This window comes from Alteromonas pelagimontana, assembly GCF_002499975.2.
Classification (GTDB): domain Bacteria; phylum Pseudomonadota; class Gammaproteobacteria; order Enterobacterales; family Alteromonadaceae; genus Alteromonas; species Alteromonas pelagimontana.
This window is the reverse complement of sequence record NZ_CP052766.1, coordinates 126,563-152,858: the sequence shown is the minus strand read 5'-3', so window position 1 is coordinate 152,858 and position 26,296 is coordinate 126,563. Positions and strand designations below refer to the sequence as shown.

23 protein-coding genes are annotated in these 26,296 nt (G+C 45.4%); 9 read left to right on the top strand and 14 right to left on the bottom strand.

Annotation, left to right across the window (positions count from 1 at the left end; translation table 11 throughout):
* Nucleotides 1-323: 323 nt before the first annotated feature.
* The 5 genes from fldA to CA267_RS00700 all read right to left on the bottom strand — a co-directional run bounded on the left by fldA (nucleotide 324) and on the right by CA267_RS00700 (nucleotide 4,204).
* Complete coding sequence (fldA, locus tag CA267_RS00720) at nucleotides 324-848, bottom strand: flavodoxin FldA (protein ID WP_075609247.1); 525 nt, start codon at nucleotides 846-848, stop codon at nucleotides 324-326.
* Between the two features lie 27 nt (nucleotides 849-875).
* Nucleotides 876-1,094, bottom strand: coding sequence for a DUF2788 domain-containing protein (locus tag CA267_RS00715; protein WP_075609248.1), 219 nt, complete (start codon nucleotides 1,092-1,094; stop codon nucleotides 876-878).
* Nucleotides 1,095-1,198: 104 nt separating this feature from the next.
* A complete protein-coding gene (locus tag CA267_RS00710) occupies nucleotides 1,199-1,981 on the bottom strand; it encodes an alpha/beta fold hydrolase (protein ID WP_075609249.1) in 783 nt (260 codons plus the stop codon).
* A 66-nt stretch (nucleotides 1,982-2,047) separates the two neighbouring features.
* Complete coding sequence (locus CA267_RS00705; protein ID WP_075609250.1) at nucleotides 2,048-2,446, bottom strand: H-NS histone family protein; 399 nt, start codon at nucleotides 2,444-2,446, stop codon at nucleotides 2,048-2,050.
* Between the two features lie 108 nt (nucleotides 2,447-2,554).
* The gene (locus tag CA267_RS00700) at nucleotides 2,555-4,204 is read right to left on the bottom strand and encodes an electron transfer flavoprotein-ubiquinone oxidoreductase (RefSeq protein ID WP_075609251.1); all 1,650 of its coding nucleotides are present in this window, start codon (nucleotides 4,202-4,204) and stop codon (nucleotides 2,555-2,557) included.
* Nucleotides 4,205-4,542: 338 nt separating this feature from the next.
* Between CA267_RS00700 and CA267_RS00695 the strand changes: the two genes are divergently transcribed.
* On the top strand, nucleotides 4,543-5,295 hold the full coding sequence (locus CA267_RS00695) for an electron transfer flavoprotein subunit beta/FixA family protein (protein ID WP_075609252.1): 753 nt from the start codon (nucleotides 4,543-4,545) through the stop codon (nucleotides 5,293-5,295).
* Nucleotides 5,292-6,218, top strand: a complete 927-nt coding sequence (locus CA267_RS00690; RefSeq protein ID WP_075609253.1) for an electron transfer flavoprotein subunit alpha/FixB family protein — start codon at nucleotides 5,292-5,294, stop codon at nucleotides 6,216-6,218. The genes CA267_RS00695 and CA267_RS00690 overlap by 4 nt, the downstream gene beginning before the upstream one ends.
* A gap of 57 nt (nucleotides 6,219-6,275) precedes the next feature.
* Here CA267_RS00690 and CA267_RS00685 read toward each other — a convergent pair whose 3' ends face one another.
* Nucleotides 6,276-6,584, bottom strand: coding sequence for an isoamylase early set domain-containing protein (locus tag CA267_RS00685; protein ID WP_075609254.1), 309 nt, complete (start codon nucleotides 6,582-6,584; stop codon nucleotides 6,276-6,278).
* A gap of 412 nt (nucleotides 6,585-6,996) precedes the next feature.
* On the opposite strand from CA267_RS00685, the gene CA267_RS00680 reads away from it, so the two are divergent.
* The 3 genes from CA267_RS00680 to CA267_RS00670 all read left to right on the top strand — a co-directional run bounded on the left by CA267_RS00680 (nucleotide 6,997) and on the right by CA267_RS00670 (nucleotide 11,707).
* Nucleotides 6,997-8,226, top strand: a complete 1,230-nt coding sequence (locus tag CA267_RS00680; protein ID WP_075609255.1) for an efflux RND transporter periplasmic adaptor subunit — start codon at nucleotides 6,997-6,999, stop codon at nucleotides 8,224-8,226.
* Nucleotides 8,223-11,384 carry an efflux RND transporter permease subunit gene (locus CA267_RS00675; protein ID WP_075609256.1) on the top strand — a complete coding sequence of 1,054 codons (3,162 nt, stop codon included), beginning with the start codon at nucleotides 8,223-8,225 and terminating at the stop codon, nucleotides 11,382-11,384. Before CA267_RS00680 ends, CA267_RS00675 begins: the two co-directional genes overlap by 4 nt.
* A 107-nt stretch (nucleotides 11,385-11,491) precedes the next feature.
* Nucleotides 11,492-11,707 carry a hypothetical protein gene (locus CA267_RS00670; RefSeq protein ID WP_139316238.1) on the top strand — a complete coding sequence of 72 codons (216 nt, stop codon included), beginning with the start codon at nucleotides 11,492-11,494 and terminating at the stop codon, nucleotides 11,705-11,707.
* A gap of 687 nt (nucleotides 11,708-12,394) precedes the next feature.
* Here CA267_RS00670 and CA267_RS00665 read toward each other — a convergent pair.
* Genes CA267_RS00665 through CA267_RS00645 form a run of 5 tightly spaced genes read right to left on the bottom strand, consistent with a single transcriptional unit; the run spans nucleotide 12,395 to nucleotide 19,328 of the window.
* Nucleotides 12,395-13,273: a cation diffusion facilitator family transporter gene (locus CA267_RS00665; RefSeq protein WP_075609257.1), complete on the bottom strand. Its 879-nt coding sequence runs from the start codon at nucleotides 13,271-13,273 to the stop codon at nucleotides 12,395-12,397.
* A 42-nt stretch (nucleotides 13,274-13,315) separates the two neighbouring features.
* A complete protein-coding gene (locus CA267_RS00660) occupies nucleotides 13,316-16,423 on the bottom strand; it encodes an efflux RND transporter permease subunit (protein WP_075609258.1) in 3,108 nt (1,035 codons plus the stop codon).
* Nucleotides 16,424-16,435: 12 nt separating this feature from the next.
* Nucleotides 16,436-17,620: an efflux RND transporter periplasmic adaptor subunit gene (locus CA267_RS00655; protein ID WP_075609259.1), complete on the bottom strand. Its 1,185-nt coding sequence runs from the start codon at nucleotides 17,618-17,620 to the stop codon at nucleotides 16,436-16,438.
* Between the two features lie 2 nt (nucleotides 17,621-17,622).
* Complete coding sequence (locus CA267_RS00650) at nucleotides 17,623-18,909, bottom strand: TolC family protein (protein ID WP_075609260.1); 1,287 nt, start codon at nucleotides 18,907-18,909, stop codon at nucleotides 17,623-17,625.
* A gap of 41 nt (nucleotides 18,910-18,950) precedes the next feature.
* The gene (locus CA267_RS00645; protein ID WP_139316239.1) at nucleotides 18,951-19,328 is read right to left on the bottom strand and encodes a hypothetical protein; all 378 of its coding nucleotides are present in this window, start codon (nucleotides 19,326-19,328) and stop codon (nucleotides 18,951-18,953) included.
* Between the two features lie 358 nt (nucleotides 19,329-19,686).
* Between CA267_RS00645 and CA267_RS00640 the strand changes: the two genes are divergently transcribed.
* Entirely contained in the window at nucleotides 19,687-20,694 is a 1,008-nt protein-coding gene (locus tag CA267_RS00640) for an NADP-dependent oxidoreductase (RefSeq protein WP_075609262.1), read from the top strand.
* 185 nt (nucleotides 20,695-20,879) lie between these two features.
* On the opposite strand, the gene CA267_RS00635 is transcribed toward CA267_RS00640, so the two are convergent.
* Both CA267_RS00635 and CA267_RS00630 read right to left on the bottom strand, forming a co-directional pair.
* The gene (locus CA267_RS00635) at nucleotides 20,880-22,070 is read right to left on the bottom strand and encodes an amino acid aminotransferase (RefSeq protein ID WP_075609263.1); all 1,191 of its coding nucleotides are present in this window, start codon (nucleotides 22,068-22,070) and stop codon (nucleotides 20,880-20,882) included.
* 115 nt (nucleotides 22,071-22,185) lie between these two features.
* A complete protein-coding gene (locus CA267_RS00630) occupies nucleotides 22,186-22,956 on the bottom strand; it encodes an NRDE family protein (protein ID WP_075609264.1) in 771 nt (256 codons plus the stop codon).
* 74 nt (nucleotides 22,957-23,030) lie between these two features.
* Here CA267_RS00630 and CA267_RS19095 point away from each other — a divergent pair, with 74 nt between their 5' ends.
* From CA267_RS19095 to CA267_RS00620, 3 genes are all read left to right on the top strand, one after another.
* Nucleotides 23,031-23,153, top strand: a complete 123-nt coding sequence (locus CA267_RS19095) for a hypothetical protein (RefSeq protein ID WP_269748475.1) — start codon at nucleotides 23,031-23,033, stop codon at nucleotides 23,151-23,153.
* Between the two features lie 16 nt (nucleotides 23,154-23,169).
* A complete protein-coding gene (locus tag CA267_RS00625; protein WP_075609265.1) occupies nucleotides 23,170-24,417 on the top strand; it encodes a cystathionine gamma-synthase family protein in 1,248 nt (415 codons plus the stop codon).
* 405 nt (nucleotides 24,418-24,822) lie between these two features.
* The gene (locus tag CA267_RS00620) at nucleotides 24,823-25,434 is read left to right on the top strand and encodes an FMN-dependent NADH-azoreductase (protein WP_075609266.1); all 612 of its coding nucleotides are present in this window, start codon (nucleotides 24,823-24,825) and stop codon (nucleotides 25,432-25,434) included.
* Between the two features lie 232 nt (nucleotides 25,435-25,666).
* Here the strand turns inward: CA267_RS00620 and CA267_RS00615 are convergent, their stop codons facing one another.
* On the bottom strand, nucleotides 25,667-26,209 hold the full coding sequence (locus tag CA267_RS00615; RefSeq protein ID WP_075609267.1) for a glutathione peroxidase: 543 nt from the start codon (nucleotides 26,207-26,209) through the stop codon (nucleotides 25,667-25,669).
* Between the last annotated feature and the right edge of the window lie 87 nt (nucleotides 26,210-26,296).

The following is a 26,296-nucleotide window of genomic DNA, read 5'->3' as shown; positions in this document are numbered from 1 at the left end:
GCGAAAAACCGCCAGCCGTGGAAATATGTAAAATTTTCTTATCCGAAACGCCGTAAAATCATCCCTAGTGGCTCTGCTGGAGCATCCATGCCCCAGAAGTTCGCCTAATAAACTTTCACTTATTGTTTAAAAGACATTCGCGCTCTCGCCCTGCACAGACAACTCGCTACAAGCCCTCGAAAATAGAGGACGCTATAAGAAGGTTCTTCAACAGGTAAGACGGCCAATTTCCGGAACCAGCGAATTATGAAAAGCGTTAACCAACGTGAAATAAAGAAACAAAAAAAGCGAGTGGAAAACTCGCTTTCTGTTAATACTTAAGGTCACGCTAATTCAGCAAGACAAAGCTCTTCATATAACTGCTTACACCAGGCTTTAACGCGTCCATCAGTAAGTTCAGGCTGACGATCTTCATCAATACCTAACCCGACAAAATGCTTATCGTCAGCCATGCCTTTTGAAGCTTCAAAATGGTAACTTTCCGCTGGCCACTGGCCAACCAGAATCGCTCCTCGTGGTTCTACGATATCGCGGATCATTCCCATGGCGTCGAGAAAATATTCTGCATAATCTTCCTGATCACCGCAGCCAAAAATAGCCACTAACTTGTCATTGAAGTCGATATCTTCCAAATCGGGAAAGAAGTCATCCCAATCACATTGTGCTTCACCGTAATACCAGGTGGGGATACCAAAAATCAGTAAATCGAATCCGGCGATGTCTTCTTTACTACTTTTCGCAATATCGTGAACATCAATAAGGTGCTTACCTAGTTCTTTTTGAATCATTTTTGCGACATGTTCTGTATTGCCTGTGTCGCTTCCAAAAAATAGGCCAACACTTGCCATAACTAACCTCACCTTTTACTTAATATATTATATACCAGAGCTTAGCCAGAAAATTTCAATGATTCCTTTGGCAATAAAACCTAATGAGCCAAGACCCAACACCCCATACGCGACAACTCGGCCAATAAGAGGGACATTGTTTTTCTTAAGCACATCATGCACGGCAAAGCCCATCAGTACAAACAGGCAGAATAAGCCGAGATAAAGTACGATGGATTCAATGAGTTCGTAATTTTCTGCGAGCATACTATCTCTTGATGAAAAATCGGCGAAAACTATACCACATTCTACGGGTCTGGCGCAGAGGAAAAACGTTTAAATTTACTTAAAAATCATTGCTGCAAAAGCAATCAACAGCGCGTTAATTCCGCTTCAACAAGCTTATTAAATTCAGCAGGTTTTTCTGCATGCAGCCAATGACCAGCATCTTCGATAACTCTTGCTTTCGCTGCTGGAAATATCCTGGCAACGTCTTCTCGATATCGCGAGTCCAGATAACTGGAATTGCCACCCTTAATGAATAAGGTGGGCTTAACAAAGGTTTTTTCAAGGCTTGGCCACTGACGAATTTCGTCATAGTTATTGATAAGCCCCTCTACATTGAATCGCCAGTGCCAAATCTTATTATCATCCTGATAAAGACTTTTAAGCAGAAACTGCCGGACGCCTGGCTCTGAAATATATTCTGCCATTTCGGCATCAGCTTCTTGGCGACGAGTGAGGTTTGCCAGATCCACATTGCGCAGCCCTCTGAAAATATTCTGATGTTTGGGGGCGTAAGTTACCGGTGCGATATCAGCAACAATAAGCTGCTTTACCCGCTCCGGATGGATAAGAGCAGAAAGCATGGCCACTTTACCTCCCAAAGAATGCCCTAGCAGAGAGGCTTCACCAACAGAAAGCAGATCTAACGTTTCGATTAAACTTTCAACGCAACTTTGCAGCGTAAAATGAGAAAGATGAAAGGATTGCCCATGGTCAGGTAAATCTACGCTTAAAATATTGAAACGATCTTCAAAATGGCGCCTCACGACCGCGAGATTATCAAGATTCCCGAAAAGACCATGTAACAACACCAACCAAGGCCTGTCAGTGCCTGCCTTGTGAGTTTGATAAAACAGCGGTTTCGTCATATGAAAAAAACTGTAGTTGTTACATCAGAAGAAAAAAGATAATGGTGGCAACTGCCACCATTTTATCTAAATAGAAAAGTCTTTAAGATCTTTGCCGTTATCTATCGCTTCTTTAAAAATTTTAGGCGTGCGGCCGATTCCGGTCCAGGAATGAGTCTCGCCTTGCGCATCTTTAATCTGATATTTAACAGGACGTTTTTTACCCGACGCCCGCTTTTTCTTTTCAGAAGGTAGCGCTTTCAGATCATTTAAATCCACGCCAGCCACTTCCATTTGCTTCTGAATATCAGCAATTTTAGCGAGCTTTTCTTGATCTGCTTTTTGCTTTTCTTCTTCTTTTTCTTTCCGTTTTTCGACAATATTTGCCAGTTTTTCCTGAACTGCTAACAGTTCTTCAACGCTAAGGTCCTTAACCGCGCCCTGCAAACGCCGTCCATGGGTTAAAATATCCAAAAATTCGTTCATTTATTAACCTTACGTTTATTTTCCAAGAATTATCAGAATAATAGTTAAATTTTAAACAAAAAAAAAGCGGCTATTTGCCGCTTTTAACTTAATTTTTGAAAAATTGATTTACATATTTGGATAATTTGGCCCACCGCCGCCTTCAGGTGTTACCCACCGGATATTCTGGGAGGGATCTTTAATATCGCAAGTTTTACAATGGACACAGTTCTGCGCATTAATCTGAAATGTTGGTTTACCGTTTTCTTCAACTACTTCATATACAGCCGCAGGACAGTAACGCTGCGCAGGTTCAGCATATTCAGGTAAATTAACGTCAATAGGAATGGCTTTATTTTTTAACTGTAAATGACAAGGTTGATCTTCTTCATGGTTTGTACTAGAAAGGAAAACTGAAGATAATATATCGAAGCTTAATACATCGTCCGGTTTACGATACGCGATAGGGTGGTGATTTTCTGCCTTGTCTAACTTTGCGTAATCAGCTTTGTTATCTTTCAGCGTAACAAACATATTGCCGGCAAAAACGTTTTGTTCAAGAGTGTTAAACGCTCCTCCCCATAAATTTCCCAGTTTATAAATGGCTGAGCCAAAGTTTCTGGATTTAAATAATTCATCATAGACCCAGGATTTTTTAAAACGATTGGAATAATCCATGAGTTCTGAAGTCGCGCTGTTACCGTTTGATGTCAATGCATCGAAAAGGGTTTCTGCTGCGATCATTCCCGATTTCATTGCGGTATGATTGCCTTTTATCTTCGCGAAATTCAGTGTGCCCGCATCACAACCTACCAGCAGTCCGCCTGGAAAAGTCATTTTGGGAAGAGAATTAAAACCGCCTTTAGTGATAGCTCGCGCACCATAAGAGACACGTTTTCCGCCCTTTAGATACTGACTAAATACCGGGTGATGCTTCAGCCGCTGAAATTCCTTAAATGGATTTAAGTAAGGATTTTTATAACTTAAATCGACAATAAGGCCCACCAGAACCTGATTGTTGTCCGCGTGGTAAAGATAGCTGCCGCCACTGGCGTGAGACAACGGCCAGCCTGCTGCGTGAACTACCAGCCCTGGCTGATGAAGAGAAGGATCGACATCCCATATTTCCTTAAATCCGAGGGCATAATGTTGAGCTGTAGCGTCGTTATCCAGCGCAAACTTCTCTATTAGTTGTTTACCTAAGTGACCGCGAGAACCTTCAGCAAAAACGGTATATTTTGCACGCAGTTTCATGCCGGGCATAAACCCATCTTTCGGCTGTCCGTCAGCTCCCACTCCCATGTCGCCTGTAATCACGCCACCTACGCTGCCATCGGTATTAAAAATTATTTCTGCAGCAGGGAATCCCGGAAATATTTCTGCACCCAGCGCTTCCGCTTGCTCAGCCAGCCAGCGACATATATTTCCCATCGACACAATGTAATTACCTTCATTGTGCATGGTTTTCGGGGTCATCCAATTCGGCAGCTTTCTGGCGGAGGCGTCATCGTTGAGCAGATAAATATGATCTTCAGTGACCGGAATGGTAAGGGGCGCACCTTTTTCCTTCCAGTCTGGAAATAACTCATCCAACGCCTTTGGTTCAAAAACGGCACCAGAAAGAATATGAGCGCCTACTTCGGAGCCTTTTTCAACCACACATACCGTCAGCTCCTGACTGTTCGCTTGAGCTAGCTGCATTAATTTGCAAGCAGTGGACAAGCCGGCTGGACCAGCACCAACGATGACAACATCGAACTCCATTGATTCGCGTTCCATGAGCGGCTCCTGTTTGATTATTTGCCAGAATGCATAATGACAGATACATGTCGGGCGTTTAAAGGTAGTAGAGGAATTGTTGTAATGAAAGGTAAACGAGGTTGACGTTTACGTCAACAGTAAGTAAATTTGTTGGCAGGTTTACGTTAACGTAAATACCCGAATACAGGAATTTTGGGTTCCTCGTTTACTACTAAGTGAATAAACCGCGGGCATGCTTTCTATTGTCAACTCACCTGAAGAGCGACATAAGAACAATACCCTATTGATCTTTTAGGTAAGTCTTGCTGTTTACGAATTAGTGTGGAAACACCGAAAACTCAACGATTGAGGTATCTATGAAAGTACTTGTACCAGTCAAGCGTGCCATTGACTACAACGTGAAAGTGAGAGTTAAGGCAGATCATTCTGGCGTAGACTTGACTAACGCAAAAATGGCCATTAATCCTTTCTGCGAAATTGCCGTCGAAGAAGCGGTAAGGTTAAAAGAAAAAGGTGTGGTGACAGAAATCGTGGTGGTTTCTATCGGGTCGAAGGCTTGTCAGGAGCAAATACGCACCGCACTGGCACTGGGAGCGGATCGCGGTCTTCAAATTGACACCGAAGAACAGGTAGATTCTCTTCAAGTAGCAAAATTACTGGCAAAAGTTGTTGAAGAAGAACAGCCACATCTTGTGATTCTGGGTAAGCAAAGCATAGATTCCGATAACAACCAGACCGGCCAGATGCTTGCAGCATTAACTGGCATGCCGCAAGGAACCTTTGCTTCAGAAGTGGTAGTAGAGGGAGATTCGGTAACTGTTAAACGGGAAGTTGATGGCGGCTCACAAACCGTAAAATTGTCTTTGCCTGCGGTAATTACCACCGACTTGCGCCTCAACGACCCACGTTATGCATCGTTGCCGAATATAATGAAAGCCAAACGGAAGCCTTTGGAGGTAAAAAGCGCCTCTGACTTTGGTGTATCGTTGACGTCAAACGTGAAGGTAGTAAAGGTGACGTCTCCGGTAAAACGTGGCGGCGGAACAAAGGTTGCCGATGTTGCAGAGTTGGTTGATAAATTAAAAAATGAAGCAAAGGTGATCTCATGACAATATTGGTCTATGCAGAACATGACAATTCACAACTTAAACCCGAAACCGCAAAGTTGGTAGATGCCGCCACTAAAATGGGCGGGGATATCCACATTCTTGTTGCTGGTCAGGACGCCCAAAACATCGCTGATGACGCCGCTAAAATTGATGGGGTGAAAAAGGTTATTCTTGCGGATAATGAAGCTTATGCCCATCAGCTAGCCCAAAATGTAGCGGATCTGATTGTTGCTCTTGCTGACAGCTACAGCCATATCATTGCAGCAGCAACGACAACCGGTAAAAACTTTATGCCTCGCGTGGCAGCTTTATTAGATGTTGCCCAACTATCAGACGTAATTGGCGTGGAAAGCGCTGACACCTTCACTCGTCCGATTTACGCAGGTAATGCCATCGCCACTGTGCAATCTTCAGACAAAATTAAAGTGGTGACAATACGAACTTCGGCTTTTGATGAAAAAGGAAGCAACGGTTCTGCACCAATTGAAAAATCTGACATCGTTAAATCTGCAGGCAAGAGTCAGTTTGTTTCAGAACAGCTAACAGAGTCTGCACGTCCTGAGTTAACGGCAGCGAGTGTGATTATTTCTGGTGGCCGCGGTATGCAAAATGGCGAAAACTTCCGTTTGTTGGAAGGCATCGCTGATAAGTTGGGGGCTGCAATCGGCGCATCACGTGCAGCCGTTGACGCCGGTTTTGTCCCTAATGATATGCAGGTGGGACAAACGGGAAAAATTGTTGCACCTCAGCTCTATATAGCTGTAGGTATCTCTGGTGCTATCCAGCACTTGGCGGGTATGAAAGACTCTAAAGTTATTGTTGCTATTAACAAAGACGAAGATGCACCAATATTCCAGGTGGCTGATTATGGCCTGGTTGGTGATTTGTTTGAACTGTTACCGGAACTTGAAAAGGCGTTATAAAAATTTACTAAGCATATAAGAAAACAAAGGCTGCATTTTCGCAGCCTTCGTTAATAACTAAACTCTCACCACAGAATTTTCTGCCGTCCCAATCGGCGAGGGCGCATAAGCATCAGCTTCCCAGTCGTTTTCCCATTCATTTTCATTCAGTAAATAACGAAATTGATATTCGTTTTCTGCTTCTAATGTCACAGTCTGAGTAAAATCGCCATTTTTCAGCTTTTTCATTGGTTCAACTGTCGTATCCCAAGCGTTAAAATCACCGACCAGCTTCGCGGTATCGGCTTTACCTGCCTCAGTAGCGCTTAACCTGAAGGTCACTTTGCATACCGACTTCGACTTCAAATATTGTTTTTTCAGACTCATGGCTTCTCTCTTTGTGCTGCGCAGCATAGTTGGACTACAAAAAATACAGCTATAAATTATCTTTAGGATCATCACGAGCACGAAAATGCTGAATTAAATTTTCGAGCGTCGTTACAACAGTAGCCATCGCAACAGCAGGTAAGACAGCCATTTATTATCCCCAGCTAGAGACAAAGAATAATTAATGCTAGATTTGCCGCCTCTCGTGAACATATAAACAGCCTGAAGTACACGTAAGAGCGAGCTTAGCAATTAATATTTTCTAACAAACTAGTACGAGCAGTGAACAAATAAAGTCGCTACACTAGCGATGCATAATAACAATAGTCAGTTTTTTCAACAGCGTAAAGAAGCTTCGTCGACAGCATTTACCATGGCAACTGACATGAGGTGATACAACTAAGGGACTTGAATGAAAAATTCGATATGGATGAAAGGTGGGCTGCCACTGATCATTATTTTACTTGCGATAGTTATAGCGGCTGTAATGATTACCAGTAGAAAGCCGCCTGAACAACAACCGGTAGAGACGAAGGACTTCCTGGTTGACGCTTCACCCGTGAATCGGGAGCCAGTGCAGTTTACTGTTGCATCGCAGGGGAATGTTTTACCCAAACATCAAACCAATATCAGTGCTCAGGTAAGTGGTCGCGTGGCGTCTCTTGCTGATGTTTTTGTCGTGGGCGGCATGTTTAAAGAAGGAGATGTGCTGGTCATCCTGGAACAGGATGATTATCACACTGAATTAAAACTTGCCGAAGCCGAACTTGCTCAGGCAACCGCCGCTTTGGAAGAAGAAAAAGCCCGGGGCAAAGTGGCGGCGGCCGAGTGGCAGTCGGTGAACTCTGTAGTTCCGCCAGAACTGGGATTGCGTAAACCGCAATTACTTAAGGAACAGGCGAATGTAAAAGCGGCTGAAGCTAAACTTGAAAGAGCGAAGCGCAATTTGGCCAGAACGGAAATTCGCGCGCCCTATAACGGTATTGTGGTAGAACGTAATATCGACCTTGGCCAGTTTGTTTCAACAGGGGCAGTAGTGGGGGAAATTTATGCCACCGATGTGGCTGAAGTTCGCTTACCTATTACTGATAGCGATCTTGCGTTTATTGATTTGTCCGCAAGCGTAAAGTCGGCAGGAAATGTTGCATTAAAAGCGAAGGTGGCCGGAAAGCTCCGCCACTGGACTGCAGATTTAGTGCGAACAGAAGGCGTGCTGGATAGGGGAAACCGGGTTATTTATGCTATCGCGCAGGTGGAGGATCCTTATCGCAACTCGTCAACGTCAGAAGATGGTGCTCCGCTGCGCTTTGGGCAGTTCGTCGAAGCAAGCATAGCAGGTAATGAGAATCGAAATTTATTCGTTCTGCCGCGCAATGTTCTGCGGCTGGATAACACGGTGTTAACGGTAAATGATAAACGGAAACTGGTTATTAAACCAGTGGAAGTGGTGCGCTCTAACGCTCAGAACGTTTATATTTCGGGCGGGCTGGAAGCAGGGGAGCTGGTCATTATGAGCGCGGTACCTAACCCTTATGAAGGCATGAAAGTGCGGCTTCCCGGCGATGAAGTGCCCACAGCTCAGGCTAGCAATGATAAGGCCAAAGATGGCGAGGCGATTCATACAGACGAGGCCAATCCATGAGCAGAGTAGATACGCAAAGTGGCTTTATCGCGTGGTTTGCCCGTAACAGCGTAGCGGCAAATCTGCTGATGTGGGTTCTGATTATAGGGGGGATTTTTGGCGCGTTCACTATTCAAAAACAAATTTTTCCCGCGTTCGAAATCAATATCATTAACGTCAGGGTTCCCTATCTTGGTGCGGCACCGCAGGAAGTTGAAGAGGGGGTAATCCTCAAGATTGAGGAAGCGGTTAAAGATCTTGAAGGAATCAAACGTATTACTTCAACCGCCGTAGAGGGAATGGGCACCGTCAGCATTGAAGTTGAAGAAGACTATGACGTGCAGGAAGTGCTGGATGAAGTAAAGGTGCAGGTTGATGCCATTCCCAGCTTTCCCGGTAACACAGAAAAGCCGGTTATTTACCGACAAAAAGTCCAGCAGGATGTACTGTGGTTGTCGGTTTACGGCGAGGCTTCTGAGCGAGAATTAAAAGAATTTGCTAAGGGCATGCGGGATGACATCGCTAATCTTCCCGGTATTTCCAGTGTATCTGTGGTGGGAGCGAGAGATTATCAAATATCCATTGAGCTTTCTGAAGAAGACTTGCAAAAATATAATCTGACGTTTTCGGAAGTGGTGGATGTTGTACGTCAATCGAGTGTCGATTTGCCCGGCGGCTCCATTCGTACTGAAAATGGCGATATCCTGCTGCGAACGAAAGGGCAAGCCTACACAGGCTGGGATTTTGCTCAAATTGTGTTGCTCAACGACGCCAACGGAACGCGGGTAACGCTGGGCGATATTGCTGCAATCAATGATGGTTTTGTTGAAGATAATCAGTACGCACAGTTCGACGGTAAGCCCTCAGTCAGTTTGCGCGTAAGGGCCGTAGGCGATCAGAATGCGCTGGAAATCTCTAAGTTAGTGAACGAATATCTGGATCAAAACAAAGCCGGTTTTCCAGGCAACATCCAAGCGGACACCTGGGGAGACAGCTCATTTTATCTGGCTGACAGATTAAATATGATGCTCTCGAATATGTTTTGGGGCGCGTTGCTGGTCTTTGTCGTATTGTCGCTCTTTTTAAAGGTGAAATTGGCGTTTTGGGTAATTTGGGGATTACCCGTGTGTTTTCTCGGCACGCTTTTGGTGTTGCCTATGGATATGATTGGTGTTTCCATCAATTTACTTAGCCTGTTTGCGTTTATTCTGGTGCTGGGAATATTGGTTGATGATGCCATTATTATGGGAGAGTCTGCGTACACGGAAATAGATAAGAAAGGCCATAGCACAGACAACGTTATTGCCGGCGTGAAAAAAGTAGCTATGCCTGCCACCTTTGGGGTATTGACTACCATTGCTGCATTTACGCCAATGTTAATGGTATCTGGCCCTTTTGGTGTAATTTGGAAAACCATTGGCTGGGTAGTCATTGTATGCCTGATATTTTCTCTTATTGAATCCAAACTTATTTTACCGGCGCACTTGGTTCACATGAACTTAAAGCCTTACGATCCCAGTAAAGCAAATCGATTTCAGAAGTTCAGAGATATCTTCAGCGAGGGCATAAAACGTTTTATTGATAATATTTATGCACCGTTTTTAGCCAAGGCCATACGTCATCGCTATATCACTTTGTCATCTTTTTTAGCCATGTTAATTGTGACCGTGGGGTTGTTTGGCGGCGGGATCGTGAGATTCGTCTTTTTCCCGGATATTCCTAGCGACTTTATGATGGCTAGTGTAGAGCTGGAGCCAGGATCGTCGCTTAAACAGCGGGATCAGGCTATTACTACCATGCTTGATTCCATGCGTAAAATGGATAAATCATTTCAGGACGAAACCAGCCAACCGGTGGTGAAGCACGCAATTGCATTTGACTCTGGAAACCTCGGTGGCGAAATATTTGTAGAGTTAACGAAAGGCGAAACCCGTGACTTTACCGATTTCGATATCCATCAACGCTGGCGCGAAATGATGCCGGAAATTCCTGGTGTAAAAACATTAAATATTGGTGCACCTGGCGGCCCAGGCGGTGGCGCCGACCTGAATTTCGAATTTATGTCAAATGACATTAATGCGTTACGTAGTGTGAGTGAGGACTTGAAGAAGAAGCTAGCGGCTTATAATGGGGTAACAGACATTAATGATACCTTTGCCGGCGGCAGTGATGAAATACAGTTGTCTCTTACACCGCAGGCACAGGCTTTGGGAATTACATTACAGCAACTTGGGCAACAGGTGCGTTACGGCTTCTATGGTGCTGAGGTTCAACGTATTCAGCGAGACGAAGAAGAAATTAAAGTGATGGTAAGGTATCCGAAAGAGGCGCGAAGTTCGATTGAGCATTTGGAAACCATGCGCGTCAGAGCACCCAATGGTGATGATATTCCGTTTGAGGAAGTGGGTGAAATAGCCTTGGGTCAAGGTTTTGATTCCATTGTCAGAGTAGATGGTAACCGCTCGGTCACGGTAACGGCAAAAGTTGATAAAGCCATGCTTGATCCGGGTGAAGTGACACAAGATGTTGTCAGAACTATCATGCCCGATCTTCTAGAGCGGTATCCTGACGTCGAGTTCCAGTTGCAGGGTAATTCGAGAGAGCAAGGCGAAGCGATGCTTGGTTTGCTAAAGGGCTTGCTCTTCGCGTTGTTTGCTATATACGCATTGTTGGCTATACCGCTTCGCTCATACTCGCAGCCTTTAATTATCATGTCAGTTATTCCGTTTGGAATTGTTGGCGCTATCTTTGGTCATTTGGTGCTGGATATGGCAGTAAGCGTGTTATCGCTGTGCGGCATTATTGCTTTATCAGGTGTGGTGGTAAACGACAGCTTGATAATGGTCGACTTTGTAAATCGTGCGAGGGAAGAGGGGCATAGATTAATAGATGCCGCGATCAGCGCAGGGACGCAACGTTTCCGCGCCATAGTTTTAACCTCGCTAACTACTTTTATGGGGCTTATGCCAATTGTTTTTGAACGAAGCTTACAAGCACAAATTGTAATACCCATGGCTATTTCGCTGGCTTTCGGTATTTTGTTTGCCACCGTGATCACACTGCTATTGGTACCCGCAATGTATCTTGTTTTAGATGACATTAAGAATATCTTCCGGCGTAAACCAAAAACAGGGCCTGAAGCAGCGTCAGAAACTGTGGTATCTGATAGCCACTATTAATCGTCAGCTTAATTCTACTTGCAAAGGCAGCTCTGGCTGCCTTTTTTGTTTGATTTATCACCAACACTGATATACTGTTTAAATATACAGTGCATTGCGGAGGTGATATGGCGACAGGAATCAAAGCATTGGATAAGCTGGTATCCCGACACGGAATTCGTACAGAAGAAGGTTCAGATGGCTTCCAGACGTTGCTACGTCTTAACGGCGGCGACAAGCGGTTGTCTACACTGAACTTGCCTTATTGTTTTTATCAACGTGTAGTCAATTTGCCGAGGTCCCGATCGGTAGTATTGCATCAGATATTTTTACCTTACCGGTAGACCAGGCTGGCAAGCTTTCTGATTGACGAGAAAGGACATGTGCTGGATCAGGTTTATTATCAGCGAGATGCAAAAAATATCCAGGCAAGTAAAAGGATCCAAACCCTGATAGCGCAGATGCATGAGCAGCGTTTAGCGAGCGTGGCTTAAAACAACAGTAACGCAGTGAGCAAAAAGGCGCTTTCGGAAGAATAATTCAAAAGCCGTCAGCGCATGCTCTCTCTTCAACACCATCAGTTGGTTAATGGAGTGGAATCAATTTAGTAGAAGGAGAATTTTGTTTCAATACCCCAAATACGCGGTTCATTCATGATGCCCGTCAGGTTATTAAAATCAATGGCACCTCTTACCTTGTGCAAAAACGGCGGCTGGCGCAAGGGTAGTAGCAACAGCAATTGCCACGAAAGCAAGCTTAGGTGCTGTTATATGTTTTTCCTAATCGAGAATGTGTGGATTGTTGAATTGTAGATCACGCAAAGGAATGTGCCGGTTGTTACTCCAAATGTGGTTTATAAAATTAAACGCCACGCGCCAATATTTCTATACCTGTCTGGAATGGAAAAAAGTGCTGTTAACTACCGCTAGTTTTGGCGCGAAGTCCCGGTATATGCCGAGCAGAAACAGCTGTCAAGGAGCATTTGCCATTAGTTCACTTGCGACACCTGAACACAGATTGCATATAATCAATCAGCTCTCAACTCTCGTATCTCGACAGTCTTCTTCAAGTAGTTCTATTTCAATAGTCGTATGCATAAACCCAAACTGGTCCATCGTTTCGGCGATTCTTTGTTTCAAGTGCCTATACTCATCGATTGATTCAAAACGAGCGACAACGTGTGCGGTTGCGACATGATGCTCACCGTCGAGCGACCAGATATGTAAATGATGAAGGCTTTTTACAAAATCGAGTTTCTGTAAGACGTGAGTAACCTTGCTTGGTAATCGGTTATCAGGTACAGCCTGAAAAAACAGTTTTAGGGTGCTCAACAAATTCCGTCCAACATTAAACAGAATAAAAAGTGTAAAGCCAATGGATAGCAGAGGGTCAAGAACCGGCCAAGCGACAAACTGCATGACAATGGCAACAATGAGCACAGCCACCCAGCCGAGCACATCTTCCAAAAGATGCCAGTTGAGCACCTTCTCATTTAGCGTTTTTCCTCCTTGAAGCTTAAAAGCGGCAAAGCCGTTTACTGCCACACCCAGGATAGCCAACAGGATCATTCCCTCGGTTTCTGGCATGACTGGATCTGCCAAACGCGGAATCGCTTCAAAGAGGATCCAAGCGGAACCTGCCAATAACACAACACCATTAATAAGCGCTCCAAGTAAACTTAAGCGTCGATAGCCGTAGGTAAATTGCTTGTCTGCCCCTTTATCACCCAGTTTGTTGAGCACCCAGCCGCTCCCGATGGAAAGCGTATCGCCCAGATCGTGCACAGCATCTGCCATGATAGCGGTACTGTTGGTTAACCAGCCACCAACAAATTCGATAATGGTAAAGCTAAAGTTTGAGAAAAATGCCCAGCCAATTTTTTCCGAGCTATGAGAATGATTATGAGCCATACTTTCTCCAGTCGCCCTGGCCTTGGCAGGGCATTAATGTAATTAATTGGAATCGCGTCTGTGTAACAGCTGATATAACGCGGGCAGTACAAAAAGCGTCAGAAGTGTAGAAGATATAATTCCGCCTATCACTACAGTTGCCAGGGGGCGCTGTACTTCAGCGCCTGTACCGGTGTTAAGTGCCATCGGTACAAAGCCAAGACTGGCAACTAGCGCAGTCATCAGGACAGGGCGTAACCGGATAAAAGCGCCTTCGACAACAGCGAAATATAAGTCTCCCTTTTCTTGCCACAACTGCCGGATAAAGGCGACCATGACAAGGCCGTTTAACACAGCGACCCCTGATAGTGCGATAAAGCCGACTCCCGCTGAAATAGAAAGAGGCATATCACGAAGCCAAAGGGCTAACACACCTCCAGTTAACGCCAGCGGTACGCCGGTAAAGATGATGAGCGCATCCTTAATAGAACCAAAGGCTAAGATCAAAATTCCTATTATTAGCGCAAGGGTAATAGGAACTACCAATGAAAGCCGCTCGCTTGCTGACTCTAACTGCTCAAAGGTACCACCAAATTCCAGCCAGTAGCCGTCCTCAAGCTGAAGCTCAGCATTCAGCGTGGATTGAAGTTCTGCCACAAATCCGCCTAAATCTCGCCCGCGCACGTTCGTCGTCACCACTACTCGACGTTTACCATTTTCACGGCTTATTTGTGCTGGTGCAGGTTTTACGGCCAACTCAGCAATTTCCTGTAAAGGCACGTAGCCGTCCGCTGTAGCAACTGGCAGCACTTTCAGTTTGTCGATATCTCTACGCAGGTTCTCAGGTAAACGTACAACAAGTTTAAAGCGCCGATCGCCTTCATAAATTAATCCGACTTGCTCTCCGCCGATACTCGCAGAAACTAACGATTGAATATCATTGATATTTAGCCCATACCTGGCCATGAGCTCACGTTTTGGAATGACTGACAGTACAGGTAACCCTGCCACTTGCTCCACACGCGTGTCCGCTGCCCCTGCTACTGATTCGGTCAGCGCCGCAACCGCGTTAGCCGATGACAAAAGCTGCTCCAGATCATCACCGAATACTTTAACCGCGACATCTGCCCTGACACCTGAAATCAGCTCGTTAAATCGCATTTGAATGGGCTGCGTAAACTCGTAATTATTACCAGGAAGCTTGCTCACTGCAGTTTCTATTTCCTGCACAAGCTGAGATTTGGATTTGTCAGGATCTGGCCATTCGGACTTAGGTTTCAAGATCACGAAATTGTCTGCCACATTGGGCGGCATGGGATCGGTTGCCACTTCCGGTGTACCAACTTTTGCGTAAACCTTATCCACTTCAGGAAAATCAATGATTGTTTCTTCTAACAGTTGCTGCATTTGCAGCGATTGCTCTAACCCGGTACCGGTAACTCGCAACGCATGTAAAGCAATATCGCCTTCGTCCAACTGAGGAATGAACTCAGAACCCAGAGTGGTGGCAAGCCATGTACAAAAAATTACCAACGCTATTGCACCCGTGAGGACAATTACTTTTAGCTTTAACACTGCCTTAAGCGCTGGCTGATAGGCCGCTTTGGACCACCGTATCAGGAAGCTTTCGTTTTCATTAATTTTGCCACGCATGAATACCGCGATGGCGGCGGGAACCACTGTCAACGACAATAGCATCGCTGACAGTAGCGCGATCACGACCGTTGATGCCATTGGATGAAACATTTTTCCTTCAACGCCTGAGAGAGTGAATATCGGAAGATAGACGGCGGTGATTATGCCCACTCCAAACAGGCTAGGTTTGATGACCTCCATAGTCGCGCTCTTCACCTCCTGCAAACGTGCATTCAGAGGTAGCACATTTCCCTGCTGTCGCTGCGCTTGAGAAAGTCGACGAATACAGTTTTCAACAATGATCACCGCACCATCGACAATCAAGCCAAAGTCGAGCGCGCCCAAACTCATCAGGTTTGCAGAAACGCCTCGCTGAACCATACCGGTAATCGTCATCATCATAGCGATAGGAATGACCGCTGCTGTTATCAGAGCTGCACGAATGTTTCCCAGCAATAGAAATAAAATAACAACGACTAACAACGCACCTTCCAGCAAGTTTTTCTGAACTGTCCAAATTGCCTTATCGACCAGGATAGTTCGATCATAGACGGCTTCAGCCTTTACCCAGGCTGGCAATGAAGCCTGAATTTCTAGCACTTTCTTCGCTGTCGCTGCAGCGACTTCTCGCGAATTTTCGCCAACTAGCATCATCACGGTACCCATTACCGTTTCCTGTCCGTTCCGGGTTGCGGCTCCCGTACGAAGCTCCTTTCCAAGCCCAACTTCCGCCACATCTTTGATAGTAATTGGTACCGTTCCCTTACGCCCGACCACGACATTTTCGATATCGTCCAGATTTTTTAGCTGACCTGGCGAGCGAACGAGGAGCTGCTGCCCATTATTTTCTATATAGCCTGCGCCTGCATTGTCATTGTTGCTTCTTAGCGCATGGGTGATGTCAGACATGGTGACTCCCATCTCCAGCATTCTCTCCGGACTCGGCGACACGTGGTATTGTTTATCGAAACCGCCGATAGTATTAACTTCCACCACACCGGGTACTTGTGCCAACTGGGGTTTGATGATCCAGTCCTGAACTTCCCGCAAGGCCATTGCATCTATAGGTAAGCCGTTCGGCAGCGTAGCGCCTTCCTTGCCTTCTACGGTATAGACAAATATTTCACCCAAGCCAGTGGCGATGGGACCCATCTTGGGCTCGATTCCCGTCGGCAAAATACTTTTTAAATTCGCAAGTCGTTCATCAATGAGATTACGTGCGAAGTAAATATCTGTCCCTTCTTCAAAGACTACCGTTATTTGCGATAGCCCGTAGCGTGAAATGGAACGGGTATAAGAAAGGTTAGGGAGGCCATACATGGCTGTTTCTACCGGAAATGTTATTCGTTGCTCAGCTTCCAGTGGTGAATAACCCGGTACTTCGGTATTTATTTGAACTTGAACATTGGTGATATCTGGTACGGCATCAATAGGTAAGCGTTGATAGCTCCATACACCCATACCCACAAATATTAAAGCGAGCACTAAACAAAGATAACGCCGCTCAACGGAGAGGCGGACAATATAATCAATCATCATTCTCTCCGATCAGTGAGCGTGAGACGCGCCGGACTTTTCAATGTCGGCTTTGATTAGATAACTGTTTTCGAGAACATATTTCTGTGCGACATCAAGGCCTTTTTCAATTTGAATAAAACGGTCATCACTGATCCCTAACTCAACCGGGCTTGCCTGATATACTTCACCTTCATTGATAAAAACCACAGGTTTGCCGTCCAGCTTTTGGACAGCCTGCTTTTCTACTCTCACAGGCACCAAAACGCGCTGCACATCAAGCACACCAGTAATTAAATCTCCTGGCGTGAGATGACCGTCTTTGTTACTGATTTCAACGAGTGCAATCTGGTAAGGCTGATCGTTAACGGATGGGACAATACTTAGAATGGAACTATTCTGACGCATCCCTTCTTTAAGAATATGCACTGGCATTCCCACTGCCACCTCCTTTCTTTGAGAAGGGAATATCTTTAGCTCTGCCCAAAGTGTCGAGGTGTCAATTATTGTATAGATAGGCGCTGAACCTGTTAGCTGACCGATGTTGACATTGCGCGATACAATCTTGCCACTGATAGGTGCGCTGACCGTGTAAGACTGCAAGCTATCGTTCGACTGGATACGAGCCAGTTTGTCGCCCTTTGCAACGGCCTGACCAACATCAGCAAGAAGGGCTTCGACAATGCCAGGGAAACGGGCGTTAACACTGGCTTGTTTTTGTGGTGGAATGGTGAGAAGCCCATACACCTCGACATGCCGTTCAATTTCACCGCCTTGTGCAGTAGCGACTGTGACTCCAGCCTTTTCGCTGTAAGTGGTATCGATTTTTGTTCGTCCTTCGTGCTTCTCCCACTGCCAGTTATATTTCTTATTATCAATGTCTAATACTACTTGCGCCGTAAAGGAGTGAGGTTTGGAAATCGTCTGCTGCGACCTTAGCCCGTTTTCAAAAGGCGCAAATGTTATCGTTTCGTACCTGTTACCAATGCGGCGAAGTGTAACCTTTAGGTCTTCTGGCGCTATCTGTTGATGCTTATTTTGAAAATCAGCTAATAGATAAGTGTCGCCTGATATTTTAGCAATACGCAGGGATAGCGTTGTGTTTCCTTTTTGAAAAGTCTGCGCTTTAGCATCATGTGTACCAGCGGTTTCTTCCGCTGCAAGCGGAATAACGAAAGCAAAAAGAAGGAGAAAAAGGATAGGAAGTGACTTCGTCATAATTATTCCGGAACTCTGTGTGAAGAAAGCGCGTGGCTGGGCAAACCCGTCCACTGTTCAATCAGCGCTTGATGAATAAGTGCGGTTTCGCTTAGGTCAATGACCCTGGCTTGGGTGCGGATAAGCGCTTCTCTTGATGTTAACCATTCCTGATAGTTGTAAATACCCTGTTCATAGCCTTCCAGTGTAAGCTTCATAGCCTGCTGTAGGTCTGGGATAATACTTTTATTCAGGTGAGAAACCGCTTGTACAGTGAAATTCAAGTAGTGGGATGCCTCAAACAATAGTCTTTTTACTTCCAATAGTTTTGAATCACGATCCAACGTGGTCGCCATTTTCCTCGCTGTTGCAGCTTTCTCTGCCCCGCGATTTCTTTTCCCAGCAAATAGCGGTAACGAAACGCCAGCTACGATTGAGGTATCCTGCACATCCTGCAGACGTTTAATGCCTACACTCCATGAAATGTCAGCACTGGTATTACTGTGAGCAAGGGCTAATTCTGCGTCTTTGGCATCTATCGCGTTGCTCAGGCGCTCCATGTTTGGTGAAGCCAGGAACCGCTGATAGAGCAGGCGAAACTGCTGCGATGAAGGTAAACTGGAAAGCGAACCTGATATCATATCCAAATTCGCGCCTTCTTCACGCCAAAACAAAGCCAGCGACTGTTTCGCAATGACCAATAACATTTCTGCTGAAGCACTATCCAGCTTTGCTTGGTTAAATGTGGCGTTAGCGCGTAGCAGTTCGGCTTCGTTGGTCGCGCCTGCTTCCACGCGATCTTTTACTATCTCAAGTGCATCCTGAGCCAGTGATAAAGACAATTTTGCCAGCTTTACTCGCTCTTGATGAGCCAGCGTTCGGACGTATTGTTCAGTGAGATCGCCCAACAGTGAAAGGGACTGGACGTATTGCTCAGACTGTAGAAGCGACAGCTTTGCATCAGCTAATGCCACCCGGGCATCTAATTTATCACCCAGTTCATACACAGATGACAGAGATACTGTGAGCTCTGATTCGCTAAAACCAGCAGTGTTTCCAGATCCCATCAGATTTTCTGCTTGAATACCTATCTCATAAACAGGCGAAAGGGAAGCTTGTTCTTTTTCGCCCTCAAGCGCCCTAACTAGCGGGATAAATTTCTGTAGTTGGGGGTGCTGTTGCAACGTTAATTGCGTTGCCTGCTTTAATGTAAGGGGTTCGCTTAACGATTGCGTCGAGCAAAGCACTAGCGAGCATATTACTACAACCTGACGCGAACAGACGCGTGGGTGCCTTCGAGTATTGTTCATGTTGTACATCCTGGTCAGTTAAAAAGTAAAAGCGACGAGGATTAGGTTCTTGGAGGGCGATCAATACCTGGTTGAAGATGGGAGGAAAAGTGTTGCAAATAAGCGGCTAGGGAAGATTCGCTACGCGATTCATAATTAAGATCGCTTTTCGGTAGAAGAACGATATGTGTGAAATGTCCGTGACAAGAACAGCAATGGTCACAGTTAGAGTCTTGTCCGTCATCCGCAGCATTAGTCTGGCAGGTAACGGAGTCAGAAATACATAGCTCATGGTGAGACGCGGAGGAGTTTATTGCTATATCCCCAAAGGCAAACGCGTCTGTCGCAAGAAGGAACAGTTGCGCAAACAGCATCATGGCGATAATCATCACCCGTTTGCTTTTATCAAATCTCAACTGTTTGGTTGTCTCTGTATTCATTTGCCTAAACTAACTATCATACTAAGGTTTGTCAATGTGTTCCCGGTAAAGCAGATGATAACGCTGCGCCAAATCAACTGCGCTGATGAACCTCATAAACTGGCAGCCGCTGGGATTGCGTGTAGTGAATCTTGTTTAAAAATGTACAGCTTTCCTTTGATATTGCTATGGGCCCGAAGGAGTGGCGCTAGGGTCAATCAACATTTTCACTCGTTAATGAAAGCTTCGGCAATTTAAGTCTTTTTATCGGCGTAGCCGTAGAGGAGATATAACGCCTAATTGAACTGCCACTGAAGCAACATATTTACAATGGCCGCATGTCGGAACGGTTGACGCTGAAAAGATTAAGGAAAAAGTGATGAAAAATAAGCAATGGCGATTAGCATCCAGACCCGTCGGGGAGCCTACGGCCGAGAACTGGGAGCTAAAAGTTGATGATGTACCTGATATTGAAGAGGGTCAAATTAAAGTAAAGATTAATTATATTTCCCTGGACCCTGCCATGCGTGGATGGATGAACGACAGTAAATCCTACGTTAAACCGGTAGGTATTGGTGACGTGATGCGCGCTGGGGCAGTGGGGGAAGTCATGGAATCTAAATCTGACCATTTTACTGCAGGAGACCATGTGTATGGCAGCTTTGGCGTGCAGCAGTATGCAGTTGTGGGCGCTGAAGGAGTTCATAAGGTCGATCCCAACCTCGCGCCTTTGCCGCGATACTTAGGCGTGTTAGGTATGCCTGGTATGACCGCCTATTTTGGATTACTAAAGACTGGCGTGCCACAAAAAGGCGAAACCGTAGTGGTTTCAGGTGCAGCCGGGGCTGTAGGCTCGGTGGTAGGGCAAATTGCGCGGATAAAAGGCTGTCGGGTGATAGGCATCGCGGGAGGTAAAGAAAAATGTGATTATCTTATTCAAGAACTAGGTTTTGATGCAGCAATTGATTATAAAAACCAGGATATAAAAGCTGCGTTACGTGACGCCTGTCCTCAAGGTATAGATGTGTATTTTGATAATGTCGGGGGAGAGATCCTTAACACCGTTTTGACTCACATCAACTTCAAGGCGCGGATCGTGCTGTGTGGTGCAATCAGTCAGTATAATAATACCGATGGAGTAAAAGGCCCGTCTAACTACCTGTCGTTGTTGGTCAATCGTGCTCGTATGGAAGGAATTTTGGTAACCGACAACACAAAACATTATGGCGAGGCCGCCAAGGACATGGCTGGATGGCTTAATGGGGGACAATTGAAAGCCAAAGAACATGTGGAATCCGGTATTGAAAACTTTCCTGATACATTCATGATGCTATTTAAAGGAGAAAACTTTGGCAAACTGGTGTTAAAAGTAGAGCACGATACTTAGCGACTGCTATCAGAAGAAATTTGCCTGCTAAAAATTGACTTTCTATGCCGCTTGGGTGTTTATGTAAAGCAGTTGGCCGCCGCTCTTTTTGCTTTGAGCGTACTTTGCGTGACAGCCGTTGTTTAAAAACAGTGGAAGAAAAAATGCAGAAAGGCAGCATTAACGCTGCCTTTTAGGAATACTAACTACAGTACAGAAACTAACGCTTTTGCTAACGTATCGACGTTCTGCTGATTGATGCCGGCAATATTTACGCGACTGGATTCTACAAAATAAACACTGTGTTTCTCGCGGACTTCTAACACTTGCTCTGGCGTGATACACAGAAACGAGAACATGCCTTTTTGCGTATTCAGAAAGCTGAAATCTCGCTGAGCGCCGTTTTCTTCCAGTTTATCCACCAACATGGCCCGCAAGGTTTGCATGCGATTACGCATAGCATTAACTTCGCTTACCCATTCGTGCTTGAGACCTTCATCGGCCAGAATAATGTCTACCAAAGCGCCGCCGTAACTCGGGGGCATTGAATAAATACCGCGAGCAACAGATTGAATTTGACCTTGGGCAATTTGACGGGTTTGACTGTTTTCGGTAATTATGGCCGCTAAACCCACGCGTTCCCGATACAATCCAAAGTTCTTACTGCAAGAGGCGGCAATAATAACTTCGGGCAAGTTTTCAGCCATTAAGCGAACACCGTAAGCATCTTCTTCCAAGCCATCGCCAAAACCCAGGTAGGCCACATCCAGAAACGGCAGAAATCCGCGCTCTTGTGCGACTTCAAGCACAGCATCCCATTGCGCATTGGTTAAATCCGCGCCCGTAGGGTTATGGCAGCAACCGTGAAGTAACACGACATCGCCTTTCTCTGTTTTCTTAAGAGTCTCAAGCATGGCATCAAAGTTGATACCAGTCGCGGCTTTGTTGAAGTAAGGATACGTTTCCAGTTGAAGGCCGGATGAGCCAATCAAAGGGATGTGGTTTGCCCAAGTGGGGTCGCTAACCCATACTTTGGTCTTAGCACTGCAGCGTACCAGTAGTTCAGACAGAATACGTAACGCACCACATCCACCAGGTGCTTGCACAGCCGCTACGCGATTGGCCATGAGAACACGGCTTTGCTCACCCAGCAATAAACTTAGCATACCATCAATGTAACCCTGGTTCCCCTGCGGAGTAATATAGGTTTTTGATGTCTCTCTATCCAGTAGGATGCGTTGCGCTTTAGCAACAGAATTTAAAATTGGCGTGTTGCCTTTTTCATCCTTATAAACACCGACACCCAGGTCAATTTTATCAGGATTGCTGTCTTCACGATAAGCGACTGATAAGCCTAAAATGGGATCTGGAGCGAGTTGCGGTAAGACTTCAAACACGGTATGTCCTCACGTTGCGTGATAATTAAGCGAGGACGGCATTATGCCACTGATGAGATAAAATACGAGCCTTTATACTGAAATTGTTAGACATTTCTGCGCTTTCATAGCAGCTTTAGGAAGCAAACTGAAAATGCGCGGTAATGTCGTGGGTTTGCTCGCCCTGACTATTAAAGGTTCTTTCTTTCCAGGATGCGTGGCCGTTGGCTTGTATCAGCAGTAAAGTGGAAGAACGTGTGCCGTATTGAGGAGTGTTGATGTAAATAGAGGACAATATCTTTTCCCATTCATATCCAACGCCAGTATCTGGAAGAACCTCGTCCTGTGCCTGCTCTTTATTGCGCAGTAATTCAAACAACATCTCTTCATCAAAAAAATCTGTTTTCTGACAGTATTGCTTCAGCGCACTCATTCCCCGGGTAACTTTCGGCCATGGTGAATTCAAATCATCATTCGATAAGCCATATATTCCGCTATCCAATTTCTGCACGCGGCCTTGACGATTGCTGAATACTTGTAGCTCGCGCCAGTCGCCGTACAGTAAGTTGAAGCCATTATACTGCCGGGCACTGCTTTTTAGTTCCTGTGTATAACTATCGGCATCACATTGACTGGCTAAAAAATTTTTTACCAGACGGCCTCGCGTCGTCTTTTCAGCAGCGTTTTTACCCGACTCCCGAATGTTTGTCAGTGCGGCAATTCTGCCACTGCGAGTGACACCCATCCAGGTGCCTCCCGCCTGCAAATCCCGACCGGCAAATATTTGCGGAACATCATGCCAAATATGAGAATGCTGAGTAGGTCTGGCGTGAAATTCGTCCCGGTTTGCAGCTATGATAAGGGGGTAATCCTCACGCTGCTGATAGGCTATAAACAAAATACACATGAGATGCTTTCGCGATGCTGTTCCTTGTTTGGCGTTGGGAGTTATAAGTTAAGCAAAAACTTATGGATCAATTTATGACCATGTGGTCTGAAATCATTGGCTTTATTAAATGCAGCCGCCGTCACAATTTCGATGAACAAATGCAAACTATTGCTGGATTTTATGCTAACGTTGCCGGAAATAGTTTGAAACTTTAGTAGTGGAGCGACACCCGTGAGCAAGCAGGGATTTACTACCCGACAGGTCCATGCCGACAGACAATTGAACAAGCCCGAACACGGAGCCGTTCATACCAGCACGACCAATTCTGTACTCTTTGAATTTGAAGATGCCCAAGGCATTATTGATGTTTTCCAGGGGAAAAAAGCCGGGCACGTTTATTCCCGCTCTTCTTCTGGTGCTGTCGCGGCGTTGCAAAATATGGTCAATCAGCTTGAAGATGGCGTGGGGGCCTTATGTTTTGCTACCGGAATGGCTGCCATCAGCAGTTCGTTGTTCTCTTTGCTTAAAAGCGGCGATCACATTATTGTCAGCCAATATCTGTTTGGCAATACCCGCAGTTTCATGAATACCCTGGCAGATTTAGGCATCCAGATCAGCTTTGTTGACGTGACCTCGCTACAAAATGTCATTGATGCTTATCAACCCAATACTCGCGCTGTATATACTGAAACTGTCGCCAATCCGGTAACTCAGGTTGCAGACGTGCAGGGAATTGGCCGCTATTGTGAAGAGCGGAAAATTCTGTTTATTGTTGATAACACCATGACACCGCCGCCACTGTTTGACGCCAAAGCAATGAAAGCCTCACTGGTGGTTACTTCGTTAACCAAATACATTTCAGGTCATGGCAATGTACTTGGAGGCGCTGTTATAGATACCGGTCTATACGACTGGCGTCAGTACCCTAATATTAAACCTGCTTATCAGGTGGCTGATGTCGCTCAGTGGGGACTCACCCAAATCAAGAAGAAGGGACTGCGCGATATAGGCGCTACTCTGGCGCCGAGTGCAGCTCACGGGATTGCAGTGGGAATGGAAACATTGGCCTTGCGATTGGAAAAGAGCTGTCACAATGCTCAACAACTAGCTACCTTTTTGGAAAATCATCCGAAAATTGCCAATGTCTATTATCCCGGTCTTGCCGATCATCCTCAGCATTTTATTGCGCGTGAGCAAATGCAACACGGCTACGGGGCTATTCTTAGCCTGGATCTTGTTGAAGATATCAATCCCATTGCGTTTTTAAATGCGCTGGAACTGGTCATTTGCGCTACCCACTTAGGCGACAACCGGACACTGGCGCTGCCAGTGGCGGCGACCATATTTTTTGAAAATGGTGAGGCTGAAAGAGAAAAAATGGGAATTTCTGAAACTATGGTTCGTATTTCTGTCGGCATTGAGGATATCGATGATCTGGTGGACGATTTTGCTAATGCACTGGCACAATTTGATGAGTAAGTAGCAGGTTACTTCACGCCATATCTATGGGAATGGGCGCGGTATTATTTGCGGGTGATGCGTAAATAACAATAAGTCATCCGCTGCGCCTATGTTGCTGATAAGAAAAATTTGTAAATTCGTCGTTATCCCGCGAGCTTCTGCAAATTATCGGTGCTATGATGCGGATTGCAAGAAGAGTCGTGGTCCTTTTTATCGTCATGTCTCGTAATTATGTTTTGGCGAACTCGGTTAGGCGCATAGCGGTGAAGGGTCACCCTTCTTGCAGCACAATACTTTCCATTCTTTACGCATTCTCATCTTTCTATTATTCTAGTAAATCGAATCATCAGTACGATTTAAGTCAATATACGTTCTAATTTCTTTTGCTTAGACTCTACCCATTCCTACGCAATGGAGTTCAACATGAGCAACGTATTAGCAATTTACGCCAGCCTTAGCCAACAAGGCGGCAATTCCACCAAATTGGTTCGCAGCTATTTAGATACTTTTTCCAACAAGTCTGATGTGACAGTAGTAGAAAGAGATTTGGTTGCAGATAATCTTGATCATTTATCTGCCGCTGAAATGGGCGCCTGGATGACTTCAGCTGATGAGCGCACGCAAGAGCAACAAGCTCTGGTAAGGGTTTCTGATGATCTGATTGCCGAACTTAAAAATGCTGATGAAATTGTACTTGGTGTGCCCATGTACAATTTTGGTATACCTTCTGTTTTAAAAGCATGGATTGATCGTATCGCGCGAGCGGGAGTAACTTTCCGTTATACAGCAAGCGGGCCTGAAGGATTGATTACCGGCAAACGTGTCACCATTTTTGCTGCTAGGGGTGGTCAGTATCTGGGCACAGAGCTGGATACCCAATCGAAGTATTTGGTCCACTTTTTCAACTTTATCGGCATAACTGACGTTCGTTTCGTATATGCGGAAGGTTTAAATATGGGCGCAGATTCCGCTACCGAAGCATTTGCAAAAGCAAATGAAAAAATTATTGAACTAACTGAACAGAACGTTGACTAAATCTATGCAGTTAGCAAAAACGTTATTTTCGCCTTAAGCGTGGTGTAACGTTCGAGCTAAAGTGTGTTCCAAGTTGAGTGTGCTTGATTGCCCCGCAGGATTCGCGGGGCTTTTTTATATCTGGAGTAATTCAGCTCCAAGTTTTGATTTTTTAAAGCCGCACCCCGTGAGAACGCTGTTTTTGCGTCTATTACCTGGCGTTCTTTATGATAATTATCAGTTTAACTTCAAATTACTGTTTAATAGCAGCTTCAACATCCTCTCGTAGTCCTTCATCAGAAGGCGTAACCTTACTGCCGTAGTGTTTGAGGATTTGCCCCTCTTTGCTGACCAGGTATTTGTTAAAGTTCCAGCTCGGTGCTTCCCCCGTGGCTTTTGCCAACATTTTGTATAGAGGATCGACGTCATCACCTTTTACCGAAATCGGTTCGAACATAGGAAATTTTACGCCGTACGTCAGTTCACATAGCTCGGCTGTTTTGCCTTCGTCATCCGCTTCCTGATTAAAATCGTGAGATGGAAACCCAAGTATGGCAAAATCTTTCGCTTTATATTCTTCATACATTGCTTCCAGTCCTTCAAACTGCGGGGTGAAGCCGCAATAGCTGGCAGTATTAACAATCAGCAGAGCTTTTCCCTGATATTCATCACACAGATTCACCGTTTCCTGTGAATTGAGTTTACGTTTCATAAATTTCAAGATGTCGGGACAGGTGTTGGCGGAAGCCGAAGCAGAAACTATCGTAATTACCAGTGCCAGCAAATGCTTTTTCATTGGGTATCCTTAAATTTGAAAGGTGACGCTGCAGCCATGAATTGTGCGCTGTTTATGTGACTATAGCAAGACGACTGGGGCAGAAGA

What these genes read in the sequence shown, in the direction of transcription:
- fldA (WP_075609247.1), bottom strand. Translation starts at nt 848, where the DNA reads ATGGCAAGTGTTGGCCTATTTTTTGGAAGCGACACAGGCAATACAGAA.
- CA267_RS00715 (WP_075609248.1), bottom strand. Translation starts at nt 1,094, where the DNA reads ATGCTCGCAGAAAATTACGAACTCATTGAATCCATCGTACTTTATCTC.
- CA267_RS00710 (WP_075609249.1), bottom strand. Translation starts at nt 1,981, where the DNA reads ATGACGAAACCGCTGTTTTATCAAACTCACAAGGCAGGCACTGACAGG.
- CA267_RS00705 (WP_075609250.1), bottom strand. Translation starts at nt 2,446, where the DNA reads ATGAACGAATTTTTGGATATTTTAACCCATGGACGGCGTTTGCAGGGC.
- CA267_RS00700 (WP_075609251.1), bottom strand. Translation starts at nt 4,204, where the DNA reads ATGGAACGCGAATCAATGGAGTTCGATGTTGTCATCGTTGGTGCTGGT.
- CA267_RS00695 (WP_075609252.1), top strand. Translation starts at nt 4,543, where the DNA reads ATGAAAGTACTTGTACCAGTCAAGCGTGCCATTGACTACAACGTGAAA.
- CA267_RS00690 (WP_075609253.1), top strand. Translation starts at nt 5,292, where the DNA reads ATGACAATATTGGTCTATGCAGAACATGACAATTCACAACTTAAACCC.
- CA267_RS00685 (WP_075609254.1), bottom strand. Translation starts at nt 6,584, where the DNA reads ATGAGTCTGAAAAAACAATATTTGAAGTCGAAGTCGGTATGCAAAGTG.
- CA267_RS00680 (WP_075609255.1), top strand. Translation starts at nt 6,997, where the DNA reads ATGAAAAATTCGATATGGATGAAAGGTGGGCTGCCACTGATCATTATT.
- CA267_RS00675 (WP_075609256.1), top strand. Translation starts at nt 8,223, where the DNA reads ATGAGCAGAGTAGATACGCAAAGTGGCTTTATCGCGTGGTTTGCCCGT.
- CA267_RS00670 (WP_139316238.1), top strand. Translation starts at nt 11,492, where the DNA reads ATGGCGACAGGAATCAAAGCATTGGATAAGCTGGTATCCCGACACGGA.
- CA267_RS00665 (WP_075609257.1), bottom strand. Translation starts at nt 13,273, where the DNA reads ATGGCTCATAATCATTCTCATAGCTCGGAAAAAATTGGCTGGGCATTT.
- CA267_RS00660 (WP_075609258.1), bottom strand. Translation starts at nt 16,423, where the DNA reads ATGATTGATTATATTGTCCGCCTCTCCGTTGAGCGGCGTTATCTTTGT.
- CA267_RS00655 (WP_075609259.1), bottom strand. Translation starts at nt 17,620, where the DNA reads ATGACGAAGTCACTTCCTATCCTTTTTCTCCTTCTTTTTGCTTTCGTT.
- CA267_RS00650 (WP_075609260.1), bottom strand. Translation starts at nt 18,909, where the DNA reads ATGAACAATACTCGAAGGCACCCACGCGTCTGTTCGCGTCAGGTTGTA.
- CA267_RS00645 (WP_139316239.1), bottom strand. Translation starts at nt 19,328, where the DNA reads ATGAATACAGAGACAACCAAACAGTTGAGATTTGATAAAAGCAAACGG.
- CA267_RS00640 (WP_075609262.1), top strand. Translation starts at nt 19,687, where the DNA reads ATGAAAAATAAGCAATGGCGATTAGCATCCAGACCCGTCGGGGAGCCT.
- CA267_RS00630 (WP_075609264.1), bottom strand. Translation starts at nt 22,956, where the DNA reads ATGTGTATTTTGTTTATAGCCTATCAGCAGCGTGAGGATTACCCCCTT.
- CA267_RS19095 (WP_269748475.1), top strand. Translation starts at nt 23,031, where the DNA reads ATGACCATGTGGTCTGAAATCATTGGCTTTATTAAATGCAGCCGCCGT.
- CA267_RS00620 (WP_075609266.1), top strand. Translation starts at nt 24,823, where the DNA reads ATGAGCAACGTATTAGCAATTTACGCCAGCCTTAGCCAACAAGGCGGC.
- CA267_RS00615 (WP_075609267.1), bottom strand. Translation starts at nt 26,209, where the DNA reads ATGAAAAAGCATTTGCTGGCACTGGTAATTACGATAGTTTCTGCTTCG.